Here is a 24,064-nt window from a genome sequence, read left to right on the forward strand (position 1 = left end):
AATTTTTTAAGCTCTAACAGTACCTGGGTTCTGAATATTATGTGGGTATTAAGATCACTGGAACGGATTGGCGATCATGCCCGCAACCTGGCGGAATACGTTATCTATCTCGTGAAAGGCAGAGATGTACGACATATTGGTATTAAAAGAATTCAGGAAGAGGTGTTTGATAAGAATTCATCGCTAAAATCTCTGAATCCCATTGAAAAAAAACCGAGGCGTTACGAACTCGGTTTTTTTAAGGTAACACCGCACCCATCGAAACCGACTCAATCTTCCAAACGAAGTCTGTTAAAAATGACCTCACTCATGCCCCAAAGATCTTTATCGTCGACAGACACTTTATCAACTTGTTTTTGTAATGATTCTTTTTCATCATGAAGATCGATGCCCGTCATCTCGTAGTAAAGCAGCAAAGTATTATGCAGAAAGTTGCAAGCTTTTATGCTCATACAATTGATTGCAGGAGCCTTGAATAGTTCATCATCGTCTGATTTCACATCCACCTCAATAACATTCAGCTGTGCACAGGCACGAACAAATTGATATAAAAAGCCTTTTTCACCTAATTGCGCTTTTAATTTTTCGTTACCAACTATTGAACCTTCAACCTCGTTAAAAAGAGCGCCCATTGCCCGGCCCATAGCATCTGATCCGACTTTACGACCTTTAGCAATGGAAATTGCTTTAAAAACAGTAGCGTCCAGCTCAAGAAGGATCTCCAATAACTCACTTGTCAATGCTTTAGCCTTATCGGAGGAAAGGTCTTCGATCCCAGCACCTGTTTCAACCAGTTTTTCCAGAAAGTCAACCATCAACCATCTTGCTTTCTGCTCATTTCCTTCAAGGCTGAGGTATTGAGGCTTGCCCCCCAAACTCCGGGGATTGGTTTTGCGTTTATAAATAGACTTATTAAATGACAATCCGGTCCTTGAGGATTTTCTGACTTTATCCAAAGCCGTCGTTAACGCTTCAAGAACGTGAACCAGTTTTCCAAAAATTTTCCCATATAATTTTTTACAATCATTTTTAAAACCGGAAAGGCTTAAATGACTTGCAGCAAAAGATTTAATTCCTTCAAGACTCACAACTCGCCTCCATGCCGAAAAAGCATCATATTTAGTATTTTATGTCATTAACAACAATTAAACGTCAGATATAAGACACTCTTTAATTACTTTCTTATTAATCATTTAAGACCAATAAACTACGCTAGTATTAATTCAGAAACCTTTTAACAGATATAAGCAGTACCTCTGTTATTTATTTTTTATTTCATTGGCAATGAACTATGAATTACAGTGCAGCTGCAGAAGATGCAAACGAAGAGTGGGGCATACCCGAGAGCGGCCAAAAGGAGTTTGATCCTTTACTGGAATGCCTCAGTATTCTAACCAAGCATTATGGAAAGCCCTTTTCTCACGACTCTCTTCGTGCCGGACTACCTCTGGAAAATGGCAAACTGACCGCAGAGCTGTTTTCCCGAGCAGCCCAAAGAGCGGGCCTTGCGTCGAAAACTCACAAAAGAGCATTGAAAGATATCTCTCCTTTGGTCACGCCTGCTGTTCTTTTTCTGAAGGAACGTAAAGCCTGCATTCTGATTGATATTGATCATGAAGAAGGTAATGCCCGAGTGATTATTCCTGAAGCCGGAGAAGGTGTCAGGAACATCGACCTCCCGGATCTGGAAGAGTACTATACCGGCTACACCATCTATGTTCGCGAAAAGCACCGATATGACAAGCGTACTCCCACCACGCTGAATATTCGCTCCCGACATTGGTTTTGGGGGACGATTCTTGGCTCCTGGAGAATTTATCGTGATGTCCTGCTGGCTTCCCTACTGATCAATATTTTTGTGGTGGCCAGCCCGCTGTTTGTCATGAATGTTTACGACAGAGTGGTACCTAACCAGGCTTTTGATACTCTCTGGGTGCTGGCAGTGGGTGCCATTATTATCTTCAGCTTCGACTTCGTACTGAAAATGATTCGAAGTTATTTTATTGACCTGGCCGGGAAAAAATCGGACATATTGCTCTCATCCCGGGTTATGGAGAGAGTATTGGGTTTGAGCATGTCGGCCAAACCGGTTTCGGTCGGCTCCTTTGCCAAGAGCCTTCAGGAATTTGAGAGCATTCGGGAGTTTATCACCTCATCAACAGTGATTGCCCTGGTGGATCTCCCTTTCACCCTGATCATATTGATGGTGATTTTAATTCTGGGTGGACCACTGGCTTACATTCCCCTGCTCTGTATGGCCCTGATTGCCATTTACAGTTTTGCTATTCAAGCTCCTCTCAAGCGTTCCGTTGAGAAAACCCTGCGCTCCAACTCCCAGAAAAACGCTACCTTGATTGAAAGCCTCTCAGGCATGGAAGCCCTGAAAATTGCCCAGGCAGAGAGCGAGATTCAGTACAAGTGGGAAAAAGCGGTCGGCCACATAGCCACTTGGAGTATCAAAACCAAGTTATTGAGCTCTTCCGCATCCACTGTCAGCGCTTATGTTCAACAGATGTGTAACATTGCGCTGGTGTGCTACGGTGTTTTCCTGATTTCTGAGGGTGACCTCAGTATGGGTGGCCTGATTGCAACCGTTATGTTGTCAGGCCGATGCCTCGCCCCCATGGCTCAGGTAGCAGGCCTTGCCACTCGTTACAATCAGGCTAAATCAGCCCTGGATGGACTTAACGATATCATGGACATGCCGGTAGAACGTCCGGCAGACCGTGACTATGTCAATCGTCCTGAGCTGGCCGGAAGCATTGAATTTGATGGTGTTGATTTCACATACCCGGGTCAGGAGATCCAGGCCCTCAGAAACATCAATCTGCACATCAAGCCCGGTGAAAAAGTAGCTATTATCGGTCGCATCGGTTCTGGCAAAACCACGATAGAGAAGCTGATTCTTGGCCTTTATGAGCCCAATGAAGGCGCCATCCGGGTCGATGGTATTGACCTGAGGCAGATCAACCCTTCAGACCTTCGTAGCAGCATTGGTTGTGTCTCTCAGGACATCACCCTGTTCTATGGCAGTATCAAGGAAAACATCACCCTCGGCGCCAGCTTCGTTGACGACGCTGCTCTGCTGAAAGCGGCTGAAATATCCGGTGTTACCGAATTCGCCAACAAACATCCAAACGGCATGGATATGATCGTGGGCGAAAGAGGACAAAATCTCTCAGGCGGGCAGCGACAGAGTATCGCATTAGCCAGAGCTCTGTTGATGGACCCACCAATCCTGGTTCTTGATGAACCGTCCAGCTCCATGGATAACACCACCGAATTGCGAGTCAAAGAACAACTAAAAAAGCAATGCAAGGATAAAACCATTGTTCTGGTCACTCATAAGGCTTCCATGCTGGAGCTGGTTGATCGCCTGATCCTGGTGGATAACGGAAAGATTGTTGCGGACGGACCCAAGGATCAGGTTCACGCAGCCCTTAAGCAAGGCAAACTCAAAATCGAGTAACCCTGCAGCCAGCAATGAGCTGCCAATGACCTTGAATGGATTGAACAGGATCGTGCAATGAGCGAGTACAAGGACGATAAAAACACTTCTGAAATACCAGAAGATCAGCCTCATGAGACTTCGAATACTCAATCAACAACTCCGTCCCGGGAGGCAGAGTATGAAGTGAGTTCTGATGATCATGAAGTTCTGACCGAAGAAGCCGTGCTCGAAGAGCTGGAAGAACGGAACAGGCAGAGTGAAGAAGATGAAAACCTGAAGAATACTTCTTCACTGGAAGACAATGTCAGTGCAGAAGATCTGGAGTACATGTCTGATACCAGCGCTGCCATGTTAATGAAAGCCCCAAGAGGCGGCAGGCTGCTTATTTACACCATGCTGCTGGCTATTGGCTCTGCCATCACCTGGGCCAGTCTGGCACCACTGGATGAAATCACCCGGGGCATGGGAGAGGTCGTTCCCTCTTCTCATCTGCAGGTCATTCAAAACTTTGAAGGCGGCATACTGGAAGAGCTTTTTGTCCAGGAGGGTGAGCTGGTCAAGGAAGGGCAGCCGCTGCTGCAACTGGACGACACCCGCTTCAAGTCCACCTTCAGGGAAGGTGCCGTTGAGTATTACAGTGAGCTGGCCAAAGCCGCCAGGCTCAGTGCTGAACTGTCCGGCAAGCCACTGAAATTTCCTCCCGAATTAAGTCATTACCAGGATTATGTGGATCGAGAGAGACAGATTTACCAGAGACGAGATGCCGGTCTTAAAGCCGAGCTTGATATTGTCAACAAACAAGCTTCTCAGGCCAAGCACGAACTGACCGCTTCCGAGTCACAACTGGAGTTTTTAACCACCAGTCTGGAGCTGGGAGAAGAGGAGCTGGAATTGACCGAACCTCTGGCTGATCAAGGCGTTATTTCTCACGTAGAAATGATTCAGCTCAGGCAGAGAGTCAACGATCTGGCCTCTGAGAAGAAGATGACAGAACTCTCCATTCCCAAGCTGAATGCAGCCTATCAGGAGGCCCTGGCACGTAAGCGAGAACTGACTGTCAAATTCCGGGAAGAAGTGGTTCAGGAGCTGAAAGACGTTGAAGTCAAACTGGACCAGATGTCTGAAACACAAACCAGTCTGGAAGATCAGGTAGTCAGGACACTGCTTCGCTCGCCGGTCGAAGGCATTGTTAAAAGGATCAATGTTAAAACCGTAGGCGGAGTTATACAGCCCGGAATGGATGTCATGGAAATTGTCCCGGTAGAGGAATCCCTGCTGGTTGAAGCCCAGATCGCTCCAAAAGATATAGGTTTTCTCAGGGAAGGCATGAAGTCTGTCGTTAAGCTGACCGCCTACGACTTTGCCGTCTATGGTGGACTTGAAGGCTTGGTAGAGCATATAAGCGCTGACACGATAAAGGATGATAAAGGAGAAAGTTTCTACATCGTTCGCGTCAGAACCCATGAAAATCAGCTTGGCAACCCTGAAAAGCCACTGGAAATCATCCCGGGTATGAAGGCTAACATCGATATTATCACCGGAGAGAAAACCCTGATGGAATATTTGATGAAACCAATTCTCAGGGCCAGACAGAATGCTCTGACTGAGCGATAGACGCTTCAGGAAAGGAATATGCCTCCCAACTCTGATGGTTCCATGCCTGTCATCGGCCACGTTCAGAAAACCGATGGTGATGTATTCGCCATCGCCCCTGATGGCAGCAAACGTATTCTTCAGGAAGGGGATCCCCTCTATCTCAATGACAAGGTAGTCTCTGAGTCCGGCAGCCCTGTCTCTATTCTTCTTGTTAATAGCGAAGTCATTGAGCTGGAGGGGCAGTCTCAGCTGATTATGCAGCAGAGTATGCTTCTGCCTGCATCATCTGATCCTGATGACTCATCAGAAGCGGAAGAGATACTGGATGCTATTGCAGAAAGGGCAGATTCTGCCGCAATTGCCCCTGTTGAAGTGTCTAAACCCTCTTCATCAGAAGAACCTGACAGGTCCTCTCAAGACCCCGGCCCGACAGCAAGCTATGGCTTATCCGGTGAAGTCGTTGTTCTGGAGAGAGATGCCACAGAATTAGAAGAACAAAGAGAGATTGAGCCGCTATCGGAATCATCAGAAGAAATTAGACAACCGTCTGAATCCATTCAACCACTGCTTGCAGCCGAAAAGAACAATGAAGAATTAGCCAGCTCCTCTCCTGTCAATTACGCGCCCACCGCTCAAAACATGATTATGGGAAGCAGTGAGAGCGCGACAGAGCTTGAAGGCAAGCTTCAGGCCTACGACGCCAACACCGGAGAAGCTCTAAAGTTCGGTCTGGTCACAACTCCTGACTCTGGACAGTTGATACTCAATGACGATGGCAGCTTTCGATTCCTGCCCGGGAGTGACTTCGATTACCTTGCAGCAGGTGAGCAAACGGTTGTTACTTTTATCTTTGAAGCCATAGACAGCAGCGGTGCCAGTTCAAAGGCTTCTGTCGATATCACCATCACAGGTGACAACAACGAAAGTATCAAGGATACCTCGGAAACTGCAAAGCCGGTATTGGCCGAGATTGTCCAGAGTGATGAAGAAACGACCATCGATCTGCTCTCTCAGGCTTTTGACAAGGACCCTTCAGACACCCTCTCGGTGACTCAATTACGCCTGACTGAGGGCAACGAGGCCGGTGTCAGTATTGGCCTGGATGGTAACAGTCTCAGTATTGACCCCGAAGCCTATAAATATTTGGCTGCTGGCGAAACAGAAACCCTGACCTACGAATACCTGGTCACGAATTCCCAGGGCGAGTCCGTTTTAGAGTCTGTCACTATTACACTCTCTGGCGACAATGATCAGCCACAGATCAGGGAAGCCGTCATTCAGACTTTCGATAAGAACAGCGATGACTTTAACGTTGACCTCTTGGCAGGTGCGTTCGATCTGGATTCATCAGACAACCTCAATGCCGTCTCTCTCAGGATAACAGCGGGGGATCCTTCAGGTATTACTATCGCCGACGATGGTAATAGTCTTGATGTGGATGCGTCTTCTTATGAGCATCTCGCTGGAGGCGAATCTGAAACCATCAAGTACAGCTATGAAATAGAGGATGGGCAGGGTGGTGTTGTCGGTCAGAGTGCGTCCATTACCATTGAGGGCATCAATGATAATCCGGAAGATATTGAACTCTCCGGTACCCGCATTGATGAAAATCAGGATGGTGCGGTTGTGGGTACTTTGTCTACCACAGACAAAGACCTTTCTGATACTCACACCTACACCGTCGATGACCATCGCTTTGAAGTGGTAGACGGCGATCTCAAGCTGAAAGAAGGCATAGCCCTTGACCACGAAACCGATGACTCCGTTGATGTTAAGGTAACAACCACCGATGTTGATGGTGCCGCCTATTCAGAGAATTTTACCCTTGAAGTCAATGACATCAACGAAGCACCTGTGGCCACAGACAGTTCGACCACTATCGATGAAGACAGCCTCTATCGTTTCACCCTGAATGACTTTCCCTACACTGACCAGGACGACGGTGACACGCTGAAAGCGATCGTCATTGAGACTATTCCAGCCAGTGGCTCACTGGAACTCAACGGCAGTCTGGTATCTGTTGGCGACGCCATCAGTCAGGCTGACATTTCGGCGGGCTTACTGACGTTCCTTCCTGTAGCCAATCAAAGTGCAGACAACTACACCCACTTTAATTTCCGAGTGAACGACGGTGCCCTGTCTTCTGATATCCAGACTTTCACGATCACTGTCAATCCGGTAGACGATGCTCCCGTTGCGGGGAATCTTGATCTGGGATCAACTCCGGAAGATACCTCTTTTGTCATCACTGCTGCTGATCTTCTGGCTTCAGCCAGTGATATTGATGGGGATAGCCTTAGTATTCAATCCGTCACCCTGGCAGACCATGCCACAGGCAGTCTGGCGAACAATCATGACGGCACCTGGAGCTACACACCCACTGCCCATTACTTCGCTGACGATGTTACTTTTAACTTCACTGTTTTTGATGGAACCTCAGGCGATGAAGCCACAGCATCAGCGACTCTTGACGTCATTTCTGTCAATGACGCAGCAGTGGTTGCCGGAGTTGATACCGGCACCGTCACGGAAGACGATAACGCCACTTTAACCACCAGCGGCAACCTAACCGTTACGGATGTTGATGCCAACGAAGCTGTTTTTCAGGCTGAAATACTTTCAGGAAGCCATGGACAATTAGCCATTAACGCTGATGGCAGCTGGACTTACAGTGCTGATAACAGTCAGAGCGCCATTCAGACATTGGACGACGGAAACTCAATAACAGACAGTTTCACGGTACAGACTGCAGATGGTACACAGCATATTGTCACTGCCACTATTCATGGTACTAACGATGCGCCAGTTGTCACTGCAGGTGGCACTCTTGCTTACACTGAAAACGACGGCGATCAAGTAATAGACAGTCATATCACTCTGACAGATATTGACTCTGCCACAATAGAGAGCGCCACAATCACGATCAGCAGCAATTTCAGTTCAGCTGAAGACAGTCTGGCTTTCATCGATCACAACGGGATTTCCGGAAGCTGGGACTCATCAACCGGTACCATGACGCTCTCTGGAACCAAAACGGTCGCGCAGTATCAGGCAGCACTGAGAACGGTGACCTACTCAAACAGTTCTGACTCACCCATTACTGCTGATCGCACCATCAACTTCAGCGTTAATGACGGCCATGACAGCAGCCATGTAGCCACCAGTACCATCACGATAACTGCCGTCAATGATGCTCCTGTTACGGCAGGTACACTGGTGACTTCCGACGAAGATACACCTTATATCTTCAGCACATCCGACTTCGCCTTCTCTGACCCGGATGCCGGAATGACACTGCAAAGTATCAAAATCACACAGCTGCCCCTGGCAGGTGAGCTGCTCTTTAACGGATCGGCTGTCAGTGCAGGCAAAGAAGTGACAAGGAACGAACTTTTAGCAGGCCGATTGAAATTTGAGCCAGCTCAAAACGCACATGGCAACCTGTACGCCTCATTCGAATTTCAAGTCAGTGATGGTCACCTCTTCTCATCTTCAGCGACTTTCGACTTCAGCATTACACCGATCAATGATGACCCAACAGTCAGCTCTGCCATTGCGAAAAATTTTGTTGAAGACTCGGCTTCATTCAACATAGACCTGCTTGAGACTGCTGCAGATGTTGACACTGGTGATAATCTCTCCGTGACCCAGATCACCCTGTCATCCGGTGATGACTCTGGCATCACCATCAATGGCAACACCCTTACCGTTGACCCCGGCGCCTACGACTATCTTCCCGACGGAGTGACTGAAACCATTGTCTTCAGCTATGACATCGAGGACGGCAATGGTGGCTCAGTTTCCCAAACAGCCACTTTGGTCATCACCGGTACAAACGACAACGCACAGATAACAGGTCTTGATACGGCAACCGTCACTGAAGACAATCATGCCAGCACCCTGACAACCTCAGGCTTTCTCACCATCACTGATGCTGACCAGGGTGAAGCCCTGTTTCAAGCTGAAACCCTAACCGGAATTTATGGTGATCTTGTCATTAATGCCAGCGGACAATGGACTTATACGGCTAATAACACACTTCTGGCAATCCAGGGACTGGGTGACGGCGATACCTTAAGTGAAACCTTCACAGTCACTACAGCAGGCGGTGACAACCACAATGTAGCTATTACTGTCGCCGGCACAAACGATGCCCCCACCATCAGCAGTGCCACCGATGTTGCCGGTGCCGCCACCGAGATTGTCGACGGCGGGGCAGGCGAGAACAGCAACACTCTGACCGATACAGGTTCTTTCACCATCGCTGATGTGGATCTTTCAGACCAGCAGAACGTCAGTGTCAGTGCCGGAGCTAATGGTTATCTGGGCAGTCTGACGGCTACCGTAGCGGATGATACCCAGGGCGACGGCAGTGGTCGCATCGACTGGACCTTCAGTGTTGCCGATGCCGACATTGATTACCTGAAGGCGGGAGAAACCCTGACCCAGACCTACACCGTCACCGTCGACGATGGCGAGGGCGGCACGGTCGATCAGCAGGTAACGATCACCATTACTGGTACCAACGACGCACCGACTATCAGCAGTGCCACCGATGTTGCCGGGGCAGTCACTGAGATCGTCGATGGCGGCGCCGGTGAGAACAGCAATAGCCTGACCGACACTGGCTCCTTCACCATTGCCGATGTCGATCTTTCAGACCAGCAAACTGTCAGCGTCAGCGCCGGGGCTAATGGTTATCTGGGCAGCCTGACAGCTACCGTAGCGGATGATACCCAGGGCGACGGCAGTGGCCGCATCGACTGGACCTTCAGTGTTGCCGATGCCGACACTGATTACCTGAAGGCGGGTGAAACCCTGACTCAGACCTACACCGTCACCGTCGACGATGGCGAGGGCGGCACGGTCGATCAACAGGTGACAATCACCATCACTGGCACCAACGATGCGGCAGTAATCACTGGCGATGACAGCGGCAGCGTCACTGAGGACGACGGCAACACCCTGACCACCTCAGGCAGCCTGAGTGTCACCGATGGGGACAGTGGTGAAGCCAGTTTCACTGCAGAGACCATCACCGGCACCTACGGTTCACTGAACATTAATGCCAGTGGTAGCTGGAGCTATTCGGCCAGTAACAGCCATGCCGACATTCAGGCCCTGGGCGATGGTGACACCCTGACCGAGACTGTGACGGTTCGGTCTCTGGACGGCACCACCCACAATATCGTTATTACCATTAACGGCACCAATGACGGTCCGGCTATTGATGCGAGTATGGCCGATCAGTCTGCAACCGAAGAACAGGCATTCAGCTACCAGGTCCCTTCAAACGCTTTTGCCGACATAGACGGTGACAACCTGACTTATTCCGCCACACTGAGTGATGGCAGTCCGTTACCCGTTTGGCTGTCATTCGATCCAGCCAGTGGCACTTTTTCCGGAACACCCGATGATCCGGATCTTGGACAAATCATCGTTAAAGTGACTGCCAGTGACGGGGTCCTCAGTGTTTCAGACCAATTCAAGATTAATGTTGCGGCGGTTAATGATGCACCCATTGCACCTGTAGCCGAAGTCGAAAAAATAGATTTTGTCTGGGGTGGAGCGTCCATTACCAACAAGTCTGCTGATTCTCTTAATTTGCCGAATGGCTTCGAGCTGGGTGACTCTGTCTGGTTGACCAAAACAGACGGAAGTCACGGCAAAGGGGTCAAAGTCCAGATCTCAGAGAATCAGGATGGTACTCTCAACTTCAAAACCATTGAAGCCAAATACACCGATCTGGCCACCTGGAACAGCCTCAGTAGCGCACAGCAAGCCACCTACTTTGAAACAGCCGGTACAGCGACATCCGTAGCGACGTCCAACAGCGATACTGGCTATGGCATCAGTGATATAGCCGTGAACAGTGGTAGTGCTGTCTCCGGATTCCTGGATACTGTTACGGGTAAAAACCTTGATCCTTTCTCTTCCGTTGAAAACAGCTCAAATGGAACCGTAGTAGGCTCTGTCACAGCAACCGACGTAGAAGGTGACAACCTGGTTTACAGTCTGACTGATGATGCAGGTGGCCGATTTGCTATCAATAGCGCTACCGGACAGATTACTGTTGCCGACGGCAGTCTGCTGGATTATGAAACATCCAGCAGCCACGCCATTACCGTTCAGGTCAGTGACGGTCAACTAACATCACAACAGAACTACGCCATACAGCTCAGCGATACAAATGATGCTCCGGAACTGGTTGGAAGCCTTAATAATCAGACTGTGGCGGAAGCATCTGCTTTCAGTTACACCATACCGGCCAATGCCTTTTCCGATGATGATAGCGACATACTGACTTACAGTGCCAGCCTGGCCAATGGCAATCCTCTGCCTGCCTGGCTGACTTTCGATGCCGCAACCCGAACCTTCAGCGGAACACCTGACGATCCTGATGTTGGCAGCCTGTCTGTCAAAATCTCCGTTTCGGATGGTTCCGATACAACGGATGTTTTCTGGTCAATCGATGTTACAGCTGTCAACGATGCCCCTGAATTATCGGGTAGTCCTCTCATCGACGGAATTGAAGCAGCCTACAGTTTCTCAGATAACAAGGACCAATCAGGTAACGGTAACGACCTGACCCTCAGTGGCAGTGCCACATTGAGCAGTGGACGTAACGGCAGTCAGGCCTTTGAAATGGATGGTACTTCCGGCAGTGGCGAAATCTCCGGGCTTGAAGTGGGTGGCGCCATGACCATTTCTGCCTGGGTAAAATACGACAGCCTGAGCCAGAACTGGTCGAGGATAGTGGACTTCGCTGATGGTTCTGCCAACAACAATATTCTCCTTGCCCATGTCGGCACCAGTAATACACTGGCGTTTGAAATCTATGACGGGGCAGGCTACCCCGCAGACGGTCAGCTCCATATCAACAACTTCTTTACCGCAGGTGAGTGGGTTCACGTGACCGCTACTGTTGATGATAACGGGGTAATGCGGGTCTATAAAAACGGTGAGCTGGCCGGGGAGAATCTCAACGGGGCTGCGCCTCCGGAGATTGTCAGATCAGGCAACTATATCGGTAAAAGTCACTGGAATGATGGCGATCTGGACGGTTCAATAGGCGATCTTGCTATTTTCAATTCTGACCTGAGCGCTCACCAGGTCAAAGCCGTCTATCAAGCTGATTCCGTAGAAAATCTCGTTAGTGATGCCTTTTACGTCATCGAACAAACTCCCAACAGCACTGTCTTGGGCTCAGTAGCGGCAACGGATGTTGATAGTGCCAGTAATCAGCTGACTTACTCATTGACCAACGATGCCGGTGGCCGTTTCACCATTAACAGTTCAACCGGTGAAATTTCAGTGGCTGACAGCACACTGTTGAATCATGACAGCAACGCATCTCATACCATCAGGGTGCAGGTAAGCGATGGCCAGCTCAGCAGTACTCGCGACTATACGGTTTATGTCAACAGCAGCACGCTGTCTACCAATGAGGATACCAGCTATACCCTCACTCTGACCGATCTGAGTTACAGCGATCAGGAAGCGGCTGCCATTACCCAGATCAAGGTATCAACCTTACCTGATGAGGGAACCCTGAAGCTGAATGGTGTTGCTGTGACGCAAGATCAGGTCATCAGCAAAGCGGATATTGAAGCAGGTCATCTGGTATTTGAGCCAGACAGTAACGAAGCCGGTGATAACTACACATCTATTGGATTTAAAGTACACGATGGTAATAGCTATTCTGGCGAGTATACCCGGACATTTGATGTGGCAGCGGTGGCGGACAGCGTCACCATGAATGATCTCAGCGCTGAAGTATTGAATAGTAACTTTGATGGCAACAACGCCGATGGTTGGCAACGCTACAACCCTTGGGGTATCAACAGCGCACTGGTTCAGAACAATCAACTGTACAACTGGCATAATACTGATGCCTACAGAATCATTGATACCAGTGACAGTTCAATTCAGTTCTACGAATTAACCTTTACTCTGCATCATCATGTAGACAACTCTAGAAACACAAATATCTGGGTAAAATGGAATGGACATAATGTTGGACACTACGTAGAAGGCCCTGGTTTACACACCCAGACATCAACCAAAACCATCCTGTTACACGCTTCGGGTAATTCCAGCACAGAACTCCGATTCGACCAGGACATGAGCTTCTTCCGTCTGGACGATGTCAGGATCACCAAAGTGCATGCTACGGATGAGGATACCGCTTTCAATCTGCCCGATCTCGGCATTACCCTGGTCGACACCGATGGTTCTGAAACGCTAACCGTTTCTGCCGATGGCGTACCTGCCGGAGCAGTGCTCACTGATGGCAGCCACTCGATAACAGCAGATGGAACCGCTGTCGATATTTCCGGCTGGGACTTCGCTAATCTGCAGATAACACCGCCGCCAAACAGCACGGACACCATGAACCTGACGATCACTGCCACCACGACAGAAAGTAACGGTGAGAGTTCGTCTGTCAGTGAAACCCTGTCCATCAGGGTCAACTCGGTAGACGACAAGCCGGTATCATCAGACAACAGCCTTTTATTAAAACAGACGGACAGTTACACATTCAGTACCGAAGATTTCAGCTTCACCGATGGTGATGCCGGTGACACCCTGCAATCCATTACCATCACCTCTCTGCCGGCTTCCGGCGCTCTAACATTGAATGGTGCTGCCGTGACAGCCAATCAGGTTATTACCGCAGCAGACCTTGGCAATCTGACCTATACCGCGCCAGCCACTGATCCGGATCTTGGCACCAGCTTTGGTTTTACGTTGAGTGACGGCAGCCTTTCCAGTGATCCACAGACATTCAGCCTTAATGTGAGAGGCACTTACTCTCAAAACCTTCTGACTAATGGCAGTGCCGAGAATGGCACCTCTGGCTGGAATATTATTGCCAACGGTGGAGATGGCTGGGGTTCAAACAACAGCAGTCATGACGGCGACGGTCAGAGCTGGGTTACATCCAATGCCTGGGCTAAGAAGTCACAAACAGTTGACCTTCTGGCCAAAGGCTTTACCGAACAATATCTGGATTCTGCTCCTGACATCAGTGTCAGCGACTGGTTTAAAGATAACGGTGCCAACGATGATTATTACCTGAAAGTTGAACTGCGGGACGCTAGCAATAACGTCATTACCTCCTACGACACTGGAACATTAACCGCAACTGACAACTGGCAGAAGGCTGCTAATACCTTCAGTAATTATGGTGCCGGTGTCCGCTATGTTTATTTTGAACACGGCGCTAAAGACCAGGAAAACCTGAGTGGTCATCACGGGGCGAGTATTGATGACTCTGAAGTGGTGTTAAAGATTGGCGATGTTGATCTGGTGGGTACTGATTCCGGAGAAATTATTGATGGTACAGCGCAGTCTGACACTCTCAAAGGTGAGGGAGGCGCAGACACTCTGCTCGGTGGTGCCGGGGACGACCTGATCTTTGGTGGTGCGGGTGAGGACATCATCACAGGCGGAGCAGGCGATGACATTCTCACGGGGGGCGATGACAGCGACACCTTCGTCTGGCTCTCTTCTGACCTGGGGTCAGCCGCTGCTCCTGCCGAGGATGTCATCAAGGACTTTAACACAGGCTCCGGCGGGGACATTATAGATCTAAGTGATGTCCTGGTGGATAATTCAACGCCCCTGGACCAGTACCTGAGCCTGAACTTTGATAACGGCGACACCACCATCGAGGTGATGCCAGACGCTGACGGTGATATTACCCAGAAGATTAAGCTGGAAGGTGTTGATCTCTCAGGCTACGGGGGAGGCAGTACCGACGCACAAATCCTTAACAACCTGATTAGTGACGGCAACCTTCAAATCGATTGATTCGACAGTCATTCGATTAAAGTTTCTCCATCCAGACCTGTGTGGTTCATGGTCCAGGCTCCAAAATCAGAATCCCGAATCATGGCACCAATAAAAGAGCTGCGATCAAACCTTGCATGATTGAACTCTGCCTGATCAATAGTAACATGATCCAAACGACAGTGGACAAATGATGGGCTTTCTTCCAAACTGTAACACTCCCTGAACTGACCCTGCTCAAAAATCACTTCGTTAAACTGGGTGCCTTCCATTAAAGCTGAATCCATATCGACCCGGGTAAAATAACTGTTCGAAATCCGGGTCCTGACCAGCTTGGGAACATTGAATTCGCAGTCGGTCATAATCACCTTGTTCAAATTGCCACCCGAAAACACCGGCCCTTCCTGAAAACTGTCACAGCCTCTGAACTGACAGTCTTCCATTAAAACGTTATTGAAGTGAGTACTTGTCAGTGTGCAATCCCTGAACTCTATATTCCTGAGCTGGGAGCCGGTAAAGTTCGCATCATCCAGAAATCCGTGAATAATCTGGCTGTTGTGCATCTTTAAACCCATGCATGAGCTGTTATGAAAACTTTGAGCCCCCATATTGCAGCTATCAATGACAGCATTATCCAGACAACTTTGGTCAAAATTAACAGCAAACAGATTGCAATCCACCAAACGCGCCTCATCCAGCCGGCAATGCCTCAGATCAGCACCTTCCAGGGAAGAATCTTCGAAGATGGCACCCCTCAGATCGGCACCTCTGAAATCAGCCCCGGACAAATTACAGCCTTTAAATCGGGCTCCCCGCAACTGTGCCTTTCTGAAGTTACTGCCCTTCAAGTCCGTTTGATTAAAACAGACCCTTTCAAGATCTCTGCCCTCCAGCACTGCACCTTTGAGTACCTGTCTGGGAGGAAAGTTCATACCGGGATGTAAAAGATCGAGAAGTTCACTCGCAAAATCATCAGATGCCGGAGTATTGGTCACGACTCGAGCTTCTCTGGCCGGGTCGATAGCAATACTGTATTCACCCAAGCCTTTCAGCAGAATGGTACTTTTTCCATCAAGACCTGAGGTTCTGATTTCCTCTGTTTCCAGTACATCAAACCTGCCCAATCCTTGTCGTGCATTCTGACGGGTATCTTTATTTTTCCCTGAATCGGACACCACTGCGCCTCCCTGGCTGATACTTTTTGCGATCAAATTTGGACATCATCGCCATGAATGCGGGGATGATTGTCTTAGCTTGCGGCTGTTTATTAGAGTCGTCCGATGAACGGTAAAGTTTAGAATGCGGCCATCCAAAGATACTGTTCGCCAAGTGCAGTAAAACTCTAGACTCTCAGTCGGAGGGCTCCATAACATGATTGGCAAGATCCAACACAACATGCCGTATATGATGGTCATCAAGCTCATAGAATACCTGTTTACCACGGCGGGAAGATTTGAGAATTCTGGCTTCTCTGAGCCCTTTGAGGTGATGGCTGGTCAGTGGTTGAGACATACCTGATATTTCTGACAGGCAGCAGACCGGTTGTGGTTCATCAATACAGGCCATAACCAGTTTGAGGCGCCCTTCATCCCCCAGCAGCCTGAAAAGTGAGGCCAGCCTGGCCAACTGCTCTGAAGACATTTCTGGTAATTCAGTACAACAGGGCTGATGGAGTTCAGTCATATAAGAGTTACATTGTAAAAAGTAGATTGAGTTCAAGCCGCCATGGGCTAAAAATATCAGCTCATGCCGGATTAATACAATTAGTGCCATCGACAGAGGCGAATCCTGTAACAAACACGCATGGGTGCTTCGGCTTTTCCTGTCTATTTAAGATTTAGATCAGGATTTATCCTAAGCGGCCGTTATTGACAGTGATAGACACCCTTGCAAGCTGGTATAAAGTCCAGAATCCAGGGGTTTGTCCGTCATAGCCCACACATTGCACGAAGTGCAGCTAATTTCATTGTGGGTTTAACATCTGATGCACTCTCCAGAACCACCACTGGAACTGAATAATGACCGACCTAGATTCCAACAGCATTCATACTGGCCTTTCAGGTCGTATGCTTCTTGAAAATCCTTTGCTGAACAAGGGCACTGCCTTTACTTTTGAAGAACGCAGCGAACTGGACCTCCATGGTCTGTTGCCACCCCGTGTAGAAACACTGGAAGAGCAGTGTCGCCGCGCCTATAAATCTTTTGCAATCAAGCCCACTCCTATTCTCAAACATATTTACCTGCGCTCACTGCAAGATACCAACGAAACGCTTTTCTACGCTCTGGTTCAGCGTCATCTTCAGGAAATGTTGCCTATCATCTACACCCCTGTGGTAGGTCAGGCCTGTCAGCGATACAGCGATCTTTATCGTCGTCCTCGCGGCCTCTACATCTCTTTCCCTGAGCGCGCTCAGATTGATGCCATGCTGGCAAACTTCAAGCGCAACATTGAAGTCATCGTAGTGACTGATGGTGAGCGTATCCTGGGTCTGGGCGACCAGGGTATTGGTGGTATGGGTATCTGCATCGGTAAACTATCTCTTTACTCTGCCGTGGGTGGCATTACGCCCAACCTGACAATGCCCATTACTCTGGATTGTGGCACTAACAACAAAAAGCTGCTGAAAGACCCCAATTACCTGGGATGGCGACATGAGCGCATCGGTGAGGACGATTATTTCGAATTTGTCGATATGTTTATCCAGACACTTAAACGTCGCTGGCCAAACGCCCTGCTGCAATTTGAAGACTTCGCGATCAACCACGCTACGCCTCTGCTAGAAAAGTACCGTGATCAGCTCTGCACCTTTAACGATGATATTCAGGGCACGGCCGCTGTTACTGCTGCTACCCTGATGGCTGCAGCCAAGGCTGCTGGCAAATCCATTGAAGATCTGAGCGTTGCTTTCCTGGGTGGAGGCTCTGCAGGCTGTGGGATCGCTGAACAAATTATCCGTCTGATGGTGGGCCGCGGACTGTCTGACGAGGAAGCTCGCAAGCGCATCTACATGGTTGATCGTGACGGCCTGGTGCACGACCAGATGAAAGGCCTCCGTCCATTCCAGCAGAAGCTGACTCAGCGTTTTGCCGATATTGAAGGCTGGTCAGCCGAGGGCGCAGTGTCTCTGGCGGATGTCGTTCGCATTGCCAAGCCAGACGCCATCATTGGTGTTTCCGGTCAAACCGGCCTGTTCACTCAGGACATTATTGAGAACATGTCGATCAACCATGAGCAGCCCATTATCTTCCCACTCTCGAACCCGATCAGTCAGGTAGAAGCTCTGCCCGAAAACATTATCAAATGGACTAACGGCAAGGCTCTGATTGCTACTGGCAGCCCGTTTGAGCCGGTTCAGCTCGATGACCGCGCTTACCCGATTGCCCAGTGCAACAATATCTATATTTTCCCCGGTCTGGGTCTGGGTGTGCTGGCTTCCGGCGCCTGTCGCATTACTGACAAGATGCTCGACGTTGCTGTAGAAACACTGGCACTCGCTTCTCCTGCTCTGGTGAGCAGAGAAGCACCTCTTCTGCCTTTGTTGAATCGCATTCAGCATGTCACCAACGATATTGCTCTCGCTGTTGCTCTTCAGGCCCAGAAGGACGGTCTGGCCCCGATCACTGAGTTGACTGATCTGGAACAAAAGATCAGAACAAAACGCTGGAGCCCCGAGTATCGTCGCATTCGCATGTCTTTCTGCTAGCTTGCACTTCTGCCAGATTGCCCTTCTGATAACAGCATCACTCTCCAATTGCACGTCGCAAGACGTGTAATTGGTCTCTCTTTATCCCATTACTCTGCCTTTTTTATCGCTATCATGAACCCCTGAAAGCTTGGGCGCTCATTTCAAGGCCCAATCAGACCAGACTGAATAACATTTTAAAAAAAGCCGCCAAGAAGTAGTTATATCCACCAGATATTCAATATAAATCGAGAAATAGTGTCATAAATAGCGGGTTATTATCACTATTTATCCCTTTATTGATCTATATCAAACCTGCTTCGTACCAAACAAACTTAAGCTGTAAGAGAAATCGGGGACTCCGGTTCAATTTTTTGATCGGTACAACCCTGCCGAAAAAACCGGCGGGTCAGTTTAATTCCATAAGCGTTCAAAGAAATCGCTTGGGTTACTCAGCAATAAGACCTCCAAGAAAGTCTGATCTGACATGCCTCCGGCATAATTCTCTCTCGCAACACAAAGACAAGCGAACAATGAGAGATACGTGTTTGGTAACATAGGAAATAAATATGAAGCAGTGGATTCGACTTTCACTCACAACCAAAGTGCTGATCGGCATGGTGGCAGGCCTGACTATTGGCCTGATAATGCGTCAGTTTACAGGTAATACTTTTATTGAGCATTACCTGGTAAATGGCGTATTCAACGTCATAGGTCAAATATTTCTGACCGCTCTGAAAATGATAGTAGTACCTCTGGTATTCACCTCCATCGTATGCGGCACCTGCTCCCTCAAAGACGTAACAGTATTGGGTCGTCTGGGCGGAAAAACAGTCGCTTTTTACCTGCTTACGACCTGTATTGCCATCAGTCTGGCTATGGGTCTGGCTCTGCTTGTCAGCCCGGGTGAAGGTGCCAACCTGGAAAGCGCTTCTTCTTATGCCGCCTCCACCGCACCTTCGCTGTCTGAAGTCATCATCGGCATGTTCCCGGCTAACCCTATCGAAGCCATGGCCTCCGGTAACACACTGCAAATCATCGTATTTGCCTTGCTGTTCGGTATTGCCATTGCTGCTGCGGGTAAACCTGCTGAGCCTATCGTCAAGATTTTTGTGGCTCTGAACGAAGTCATGATGAAGCTGACTACTTTGATCATGAACCTGGCACCTTACGGTGTGATGGGGCTGCTGGCCAAGCTGTTCTACTCAATTGACCTGGGTGCTATCGGTAACCTGATTCAGTATTTCCTGGTCGTTCTGGGGGCTCTGGCTCTGCAGCTGTTCATCACATACTGCGGTCTGTTAAAAATCACTACAGGTCTGAGTCCGCGCATCTTCCTGAAGAAAATGCAGGATGCCTTCATGTTTGCCTTTACCACAGCCTCCAGTAACGCCACTATCCCGGTCACTATGGAAGGCGTAACTCGTCGTATGGGTGTTAGCAATAAGGTGGCCTCTTTCACCATCCCCCTGGGCAGTACCATCAACATGGACGGTACCGCCATCATGCAGGGTGCTGCGACGGTCTTTATCGCCCAGGCCTTTGGTGTAGATCTGAGCATGGGTGACTATCTTATGGTGATCGTCACAGCCACTCTGGCTTCTGTCGGTACTGCGGGTGTACCCGGAGTGGGTCTGGTTATGTTGGCGATGGTTCTACAGCAGGTAGGCCTGCCTCTGGAAGGTATTGCCCTGATCATGGGTGTAGATCGCCTGCTGGATATGGTACGTACCGCTGTCAATATAACAGGCGACAGTGTTGTAACCTGTATCGTTGCCAAGAGCGAAGGCGAGATGGATCTGAAGGTTTATAACGATCTTGAAGCCGGTGAAAGCGATGAGAACATCGACTTCCACCACATCGGTGAGCAGCAGGTCCGGACTGCCTGATTGATCACTGACCACAGCAGAGCGTAGCCCCAAGGCTACGCTCCTCCCACCTCCTCAAACTCACCCATCCCTGCTGCACAGTTCAGCAATTCAGCCTCCTGTAAGCCTGACTCATCAGAACCACTGTTCGGCAACATAAATTCAGAACGTTAAACGAGCGTTGACAGTCGTCAGTCAGAAACAAGGAGATGAAGGAATAGAGAGTTTTAACGGAAGGTAATTGAACATAAAAATAAGCGGATTGGTTTACAGGCTGTGTGGATAATGGCTTTATTATCCTTCCATGTATGTCCGGATGCTCGCGTTGCTTCTGCAATTCTTCTCAGCTCCGGTTTCCCTGTTGGTTGCTACACCACAAAAAAACACCCTATAAACCAATCCGCTTGTACGGTCATCGACTTTTATTATTGTTTTTGTCAGTCGATTCATCTGCCTCATTATTGTTTTTATTTTCGGCAGTTTTTCTTGCTTTCGACCCTATGTATACAATCGACGTGCCAATTTTTTGGAAACTGGCCACACCCCTTGGCATACGTACAATCCGACGCGAGACCCTACCCCAATAGGTATTTTTATCCAGCCTGAATGTGTTACCTGTGGGAAGTAGTCCCGTAACAGTGAGATATTGACGTAACGCTTACAGAATTTCATAAACTGAGAATACCCCGGGCAACGGGGATTTTGACCCTGAGAGATTTAAATTCGAGAGATTGCCCATATAGTGTCTTTATAATCGCACTTGGAATTTATCGGAAATAATCATGACTACAGATACTCATTTTGACTACCTGGTCATTGGTGGTGGTAGCGGCGGCATAGGTACTGCTAATCGGGCTGCCATGTACGGCAAAAAAGTTGGTCTTATTGAAGCCAAATACCTCGGCGGCACCTGTGTAAACGTTGGCTGTGTTCCCAAAAAAGCCATGTGGTTTGCAGGACAGATTTCCGATGCCATCCACTATGGTCCGGATTACGGTTTTGATCTGAACCGTGAAGAAATCCTGAAAAACTTTAGCTGGAGCAAGCTGGTTGAAAGCCGTGAGGCCTACATCAGTCGTATTCATCAGTCCTATGACCGGGTACTGGGTAACAACAAAGTAACCGTCATAAAAGGTTACGGTCGTTTTGTGGATGCCAAAACCGTTGAAGTGAACGGTGTTCAATACACGGCTGATCACATTACCATCGCCACCGGTGGTGAGCCTGCTGTCCCATCCATTCCAGGCGCTGAATACGGCATTGACTCTGACGGCTTCTTTGAACTGACAGAACGTCCTGAGCGTGTTGCAGTGCTGGGGGCTGGGTACATTGCCGTCGAACTGGCGGGGGTCCTCCATGCCCTGGGCAGTGAAACCCACCTTCTGGTTCGCAAGCACAAACCCTTGCGCAACTTCGACGACATGCTGTCCGATACTCTGGTTGAGATCATGGAAGCGGAAGGCCCGACCCTGCACACACATTCTGTACCCAAGGAGATCACCAAAGAAAGTGATGGCAGCCTGACCATCCATCTTGAAAATGGCAACAGCCTGACAGTTGATACGGTTATCTGGGCTGCAGGTCGTAAGCCACACACCCACTCCATCAATCTGGAAGCAGCGGGTGTCGAAACCGATGAGCGTGGCTACATTCCTGTCGACAAGTTCCAGAACACCAATGTGCCTGGTATTTATGCGGTAGGTGACAACATTGGCAAGATCGAACTGACACCGGTTGCAGTGGCAGCCGGACGTCGTCTGTCAGAAAGACTCTTCAACAACAAACCCGAAGAACACCTGAACTACGACAATATTGCGACTGTCGTCTTCAGTCACCCTACGATTGGCACCGTGGGTCTGAGCGAAAGCGAAGCCATTGAACGTCATGGTGAGGAAAACGTTAAGGTTTACACCAGCGGCTTTACCGCCATGTATAGTGCGCTGACCAGTCACCGTCAGCCAAGCCGCATGAAGCTGGTTACCCTGGGTAAAGAAGAGAAAATTGTTGGCATTCACACCATCGGTCATGGCTCCGACGAAATGCTGCAGGGTTTTGCAGTGGCACTGAAAATGGGTGCAACCAAAGCAGACTTTGATAATACAGTGGCTATCCATCCGACCTCTGCGGAAGAATTCGTCACTATGAGGTGATCCTTTTTCTTGGAGAACCACAAAAGTTTTGACAACTTATAATAATTTCGACAAATCGTAATAATTTGGCAACTTTGCCTATCCTGATCCATACCCTCACAGTCGTGTAAATTTCCTACTGTGAGGGTACGGTGTGTCTCAATAACTGCTGATCTCAAGTTGATTTACGAAAAGTAGCTTGCAGAAAGCGAGTCAGGGTCCTATACAGGTTTCATAAATCAACAAACATTCAGCTCAAAAGCAACTTCTCATGACAGCGAATTTGCAGAATGATAACTAAGCTGTGGTAATAAAGAACTGACGTTTACAGGTCATTTGTACCGCAACTCAGAATCATCGGAACAAGCTACACCGGTTTATTCCATTGATAACGAACAGGTCGTGTTTTCCTGACTAAAACGCCGCCCTCTACTGCACGAATCAGCCATTCTTTAACCTGGCTCTTGTGCAACCCAAGATATTGGGATATTTCATCAGATGCGATGGGGTTGCTGTACAAAGGGTACAGGTGCTTCAGGAAATAATCATAAAGAGACTCCAAATGTTGCTCTTTAAGTTCTGTCCGAACTATCTCTGCAACGACTTCATCCTGAGAGTTTGGTGAAACTTCGACACTACTTTCAAGGATTTTCTGAATACCTTCCTGCATTATCTCCTGTTCGAGAAGACTCGCCTGATTTTCCCTGACTCCACTGCTTACGGCAGAGACAGAAGAATATGTCTCTGGTCTCTTATCTTTTGAAGCTGAAGGCTCTTTAGTTCCCCACAAGTCGAGAGTCAGTGCCGGTGACGGCTGTGATTGCTGTTTAATAAACAGATCTGCTACAACCACCTCATCAATATTGTTGTTACACCAGTGAGCTCCCTGGTTAACAATGTCTGCATTCCCAGGAGCTTTGTCTTCAGTCGGCTTGACCCACAATGGCACCCAATCTTTTTTCAGGTTCTCCAGTTAAGCGCATTACATTCTTCAAGTGCCAGAGCCCGATAGAATTCATCGGTCTTAATCCTTTCAGGAACATACTGCAAATTCCCATAATTAAGTCTCGTGCATGCCTGCACACACAAATCTGGTGTTAACTTTTCCTGGGGTACCTGCTCTATATAACAAGGATCTTCTTTAATTTTCAGGAGGTAATCTTCAGAATCAAGCTGATCAGGGTCAGCATTAGGCGGCAACTTCCCGAAGTACTTGATGAATGGTTTATAGTCACTGACCGGCAATGGTTGCCCATTGCTCATACACTCGGCAAACCTTTTCAGAAACTCTTTTAATTCATGATCAAGATTGCCTTGTGGTAAGTCAGGTGTGGAAGCTGGGCAGGCTTGCACAGAAGACCATTCCAAAGGATGTTCGCTAATGGCAGAAGGATGAGGCATATTTCTGACGGCTAAGCCGTCTTGTTCGCGCCCCTGCGAAACCTCTTTAACAAGGTATTTGCCCCAGGATTGGGCAGATGGATAGCTGGAATGATCCTCTTGCCGGAGAAGTTCCAGACATCCGAGCTAAACCATGCAGGA

11 protein-coding genes and 1 pseudogene are annotated in these 24,064 nt (G+C 48.8%); 7 read left to right on the top strand and 5 right to left on the bottom strand.

Annotated features, from left to right (window positions below; genetic code table 11):
* Positions 1 to 21 precede the first annotated feature (21 nt).
* A pseudogene (locus ACOMG9_RS23495) lies at positions 22 to 174 on the top strand (PhoU domain-containing protein); the annotation flags it as partial.
* 95 nt (positions 175 to 269) lie between these two features.
* On the opposite strand, the gene ACOMG9_RS23500 reads toward ACOMG9_RS23495, so the two are convergent.
* A complete protein-coding gene (locus ACOMG9_RS23500) occupies positions 270 to 1,088 on the bottom strand; it encodes a hypothetical protein (protein WP_494529515.1) in 819 nt (272 codons plus the stop codon).
* Positions 1,089 to 1,291: 203 nt separating this feature from the next.
* Between ACOMG9_RS23500 and ACOMG9_RS23505 the strand changes: the two genes are divergently transcribed.
* Genes ACOMG9_RS23505 through ACOMG9_RS23515 form a run of 3 tightly spaced genes read left to right on the top strand, consistent with a single transcriptional unit; the run spans position 1,292 to position 14,863 of the window.
* Positions 1,292 to 3,469 carry a type I secretion system permease/ATPase gene (locus tag ACOMG9_RS23505; protein ID WP_448218735.1) on the top strand — a complete coding sequence of 726 codons (2,178 nt, stop codon included), beginning with the start codon at positions 1,292 to 1,294 and terminating at the stop codon, positions 3,467 to 3,469.
* A 57-nt stretch (positions 3,470 to 3,526) separates the two neighbouring features.
* Positions 3,527 to 5,065, top strand: a complete 1,539-nt coding sequence (locus ACOMG9_RS23510; RefSeq protein ID WP_448218734.1) for an HlyD family type I secretion periplasmic adaptor subunit — start codon at positions 3,527 to 3,529, stop codon at positions 5,063 to 5,065.
* An 18-nt stretch (positions 5,066 to 5,083) separates the two neighbouring features.
* A complete protein-coding gene (locus tag ACOMG9_RS23515; RefSeq protein WP_494529516.1) occupies positions 5,084 to 14,863 on the top strand; it encodes a VCBS domain-containing protein in 9,780 nt (3,259 codons plus the stop codon).
* A gap of 8 nt (positions 14,864 to 14,871) precedes the next feature.
* Here the strand turns inward: ACOMG9_RS23515 and ACOMG9_RS23520 are convergent, their stop codons facing one another.
* Both ACOMG9_RS23520 and ACOMG9_RS23525 read right to left on the bottom strand, forming a co-directional pair.
* Complete coding sequence (locus ACOMG9_RS23520; protein ID WP_422135860.1) at positions 14,872 to 16,017, bottom strand: pentapeptide repeat-containing protein; 1,146 nt, start codon at positions 16,015 to 16,017, stop codon at positions 14,872 to 14,874.
* A 175-nt stretch (positions 16,018 to 16,192) separates the two neighbouring features.
* Entirely contained in the window at positions 16,193 to 16,615 is a 423-nt protein-coding gene (locus ACOMG9_RS23525) for an ArsR/SmtB family transcription factor (RefSeq protein ID WP_448218731.1), read from the bottom strand.
* Between the two features lie 245 nt (positions 16,616 to 16,860).
* Between ACOMG9_RS23525 and ACOMG9_RS23530 the strand changes: the two genes are divergently transcribed.
* The 3 genes from ACOMG9_RS23530 (at position 16,861) to gorA (ending at position 22,543) form a co-directional block, all read left to right on the top strand.
* Positions 16,861 to 18,546: an NAD-dependent malic enzyme gene (locus ACOMG9_RS23530; RefSeq protein ID WP_448218730.1), complete on the top strand. Its 1,686-nt coding sequence runs from the start codon at positions 16,861 to 16,863 to the stop codon at positions 18,544 to 18,546.
* Between the two features lie 548 nt (positions 18,547 to 19,094).
* The gene (locus ACOMG9_RS23535) at positions 19,095 to 20,414 is read left to right on the top strand and encodes a dicarboxylate/amino acid:cation symporter (RefSeq protein ID WP_448218729.1); all 1,320 of its coding nucleotides are present in this window, start codon (positions 19,095 to 19,097) and stop codon (positions 20,412 to 20,414) included.
* A gap of 761 nt (positions 20,415 to 21,175) precedes the next feature.
* Positions 21,176 to 22,543 carry a glutathione-disulfide reductase gene (gene gorA / locus ACOMG9_RS23540; RefSeq protein WP_448218728.1) on the top strand — a complete coding sequence of 456 codons (1,368 nt, stop codon included), beginning with the start codon at positions 21,176 to 21,178 and terminating at the stop codon, positions 22,541 to 22,543.
* Between the two features lie 346 nt (positions 22,544 to 22,889).
* Here the strand turns inward: gorA and ACOMG9_RS23545 are convergent, their stop codons facing one another.
* Together ACOMG9_RS23545 and ACOMG9_RS23550 are read right to left on the bottom strand one after the other, a co-directional pair.
* Positions 22,890 to 23,471: a homeobox domain-containing protein gene (locus ACOMG9_RS23545; RefSeq protein WP_448218727.1), complete on the bottom strand. Its 582-nt coding sequence runs from the start codon at positions 23,469 to 23,471 to the stop codon at positions 22,890 to 22,892.
* A gap of 11 nt (positions 23,472 to 23,482) precedes the next feature.
* On the bottom strand, positions 23,483 to 23,923 hold the full coding sequence (locus tag ACOMG9_RS23550; RefSeq protein WP_448218726.1) for a hypothetical protein: 441 nt from the start codon (positions 23,921 to 23,923) through the stop codon (positions 23,483 to 23,485).
* Positions 23,924 to 24,064: the final 141 nt, after the last annotated feature.

It is taken from the genome of Endozoicomonas sp. PH6C, from assembly GCF_059322965.1.

Coding starts and splice junctions, on each gene's coding strand:
- ACOMG9_RS23505 (WP_448218735.1), top strand. CDS start 1,292: ATGAATTACAGTGCAGCTGCAGAAGATGCAAACGAAGAGTGGGGCATA.
- ACOMG9_RS23510 (WP_448218734.1), top strand. CDS start 3,527: ATGAGCGAGTACAAGGACGATAAAAACACTTCTGAAATACCAGAAGAT.
- ACOMG9_RS23515 (WP_494529516.1), top strand. CDS start 5,084: ATGCCTCCCAACTCTGATGGTTCCATGCCTGTCATCGGCCACGTTCAG.
- ACOMG9_RS23525 (WP_448218731.1), bottom strand. CDS start 16,615: ATGGCACTAATTGTATTAATCCGGCATGAGCTGATATTTTTAGCCCAT.
- ACOMG9_RS23530 (WP_448218730.1), top strand. CDS start 16,861: ATGACCGACCTAGATTCCAACAGCATTCATACTGGCCTTTCAGGTCGT.
- ACOMG9_RS23535 (WP_448218729.1), top strand. CDS start 19,095: ATGAAGCAGTGGATTCGACTTTCACTCACAACCAAAGTGCTGATCGGC.
- gorA (WP_448218728.1), top strand. CDS start 21,176: ATGACTACAGATACTCATTTTGACTACCTGGTCATTGGTGGTGGTAGC.
- ACOMG9_RS23550 (WP_448218726.1), bottom strand. CDS start 23,923: ATGCCTCATCCTTCTGCCATTAGCGAACATCCTTTGGAATGGTCTTCT.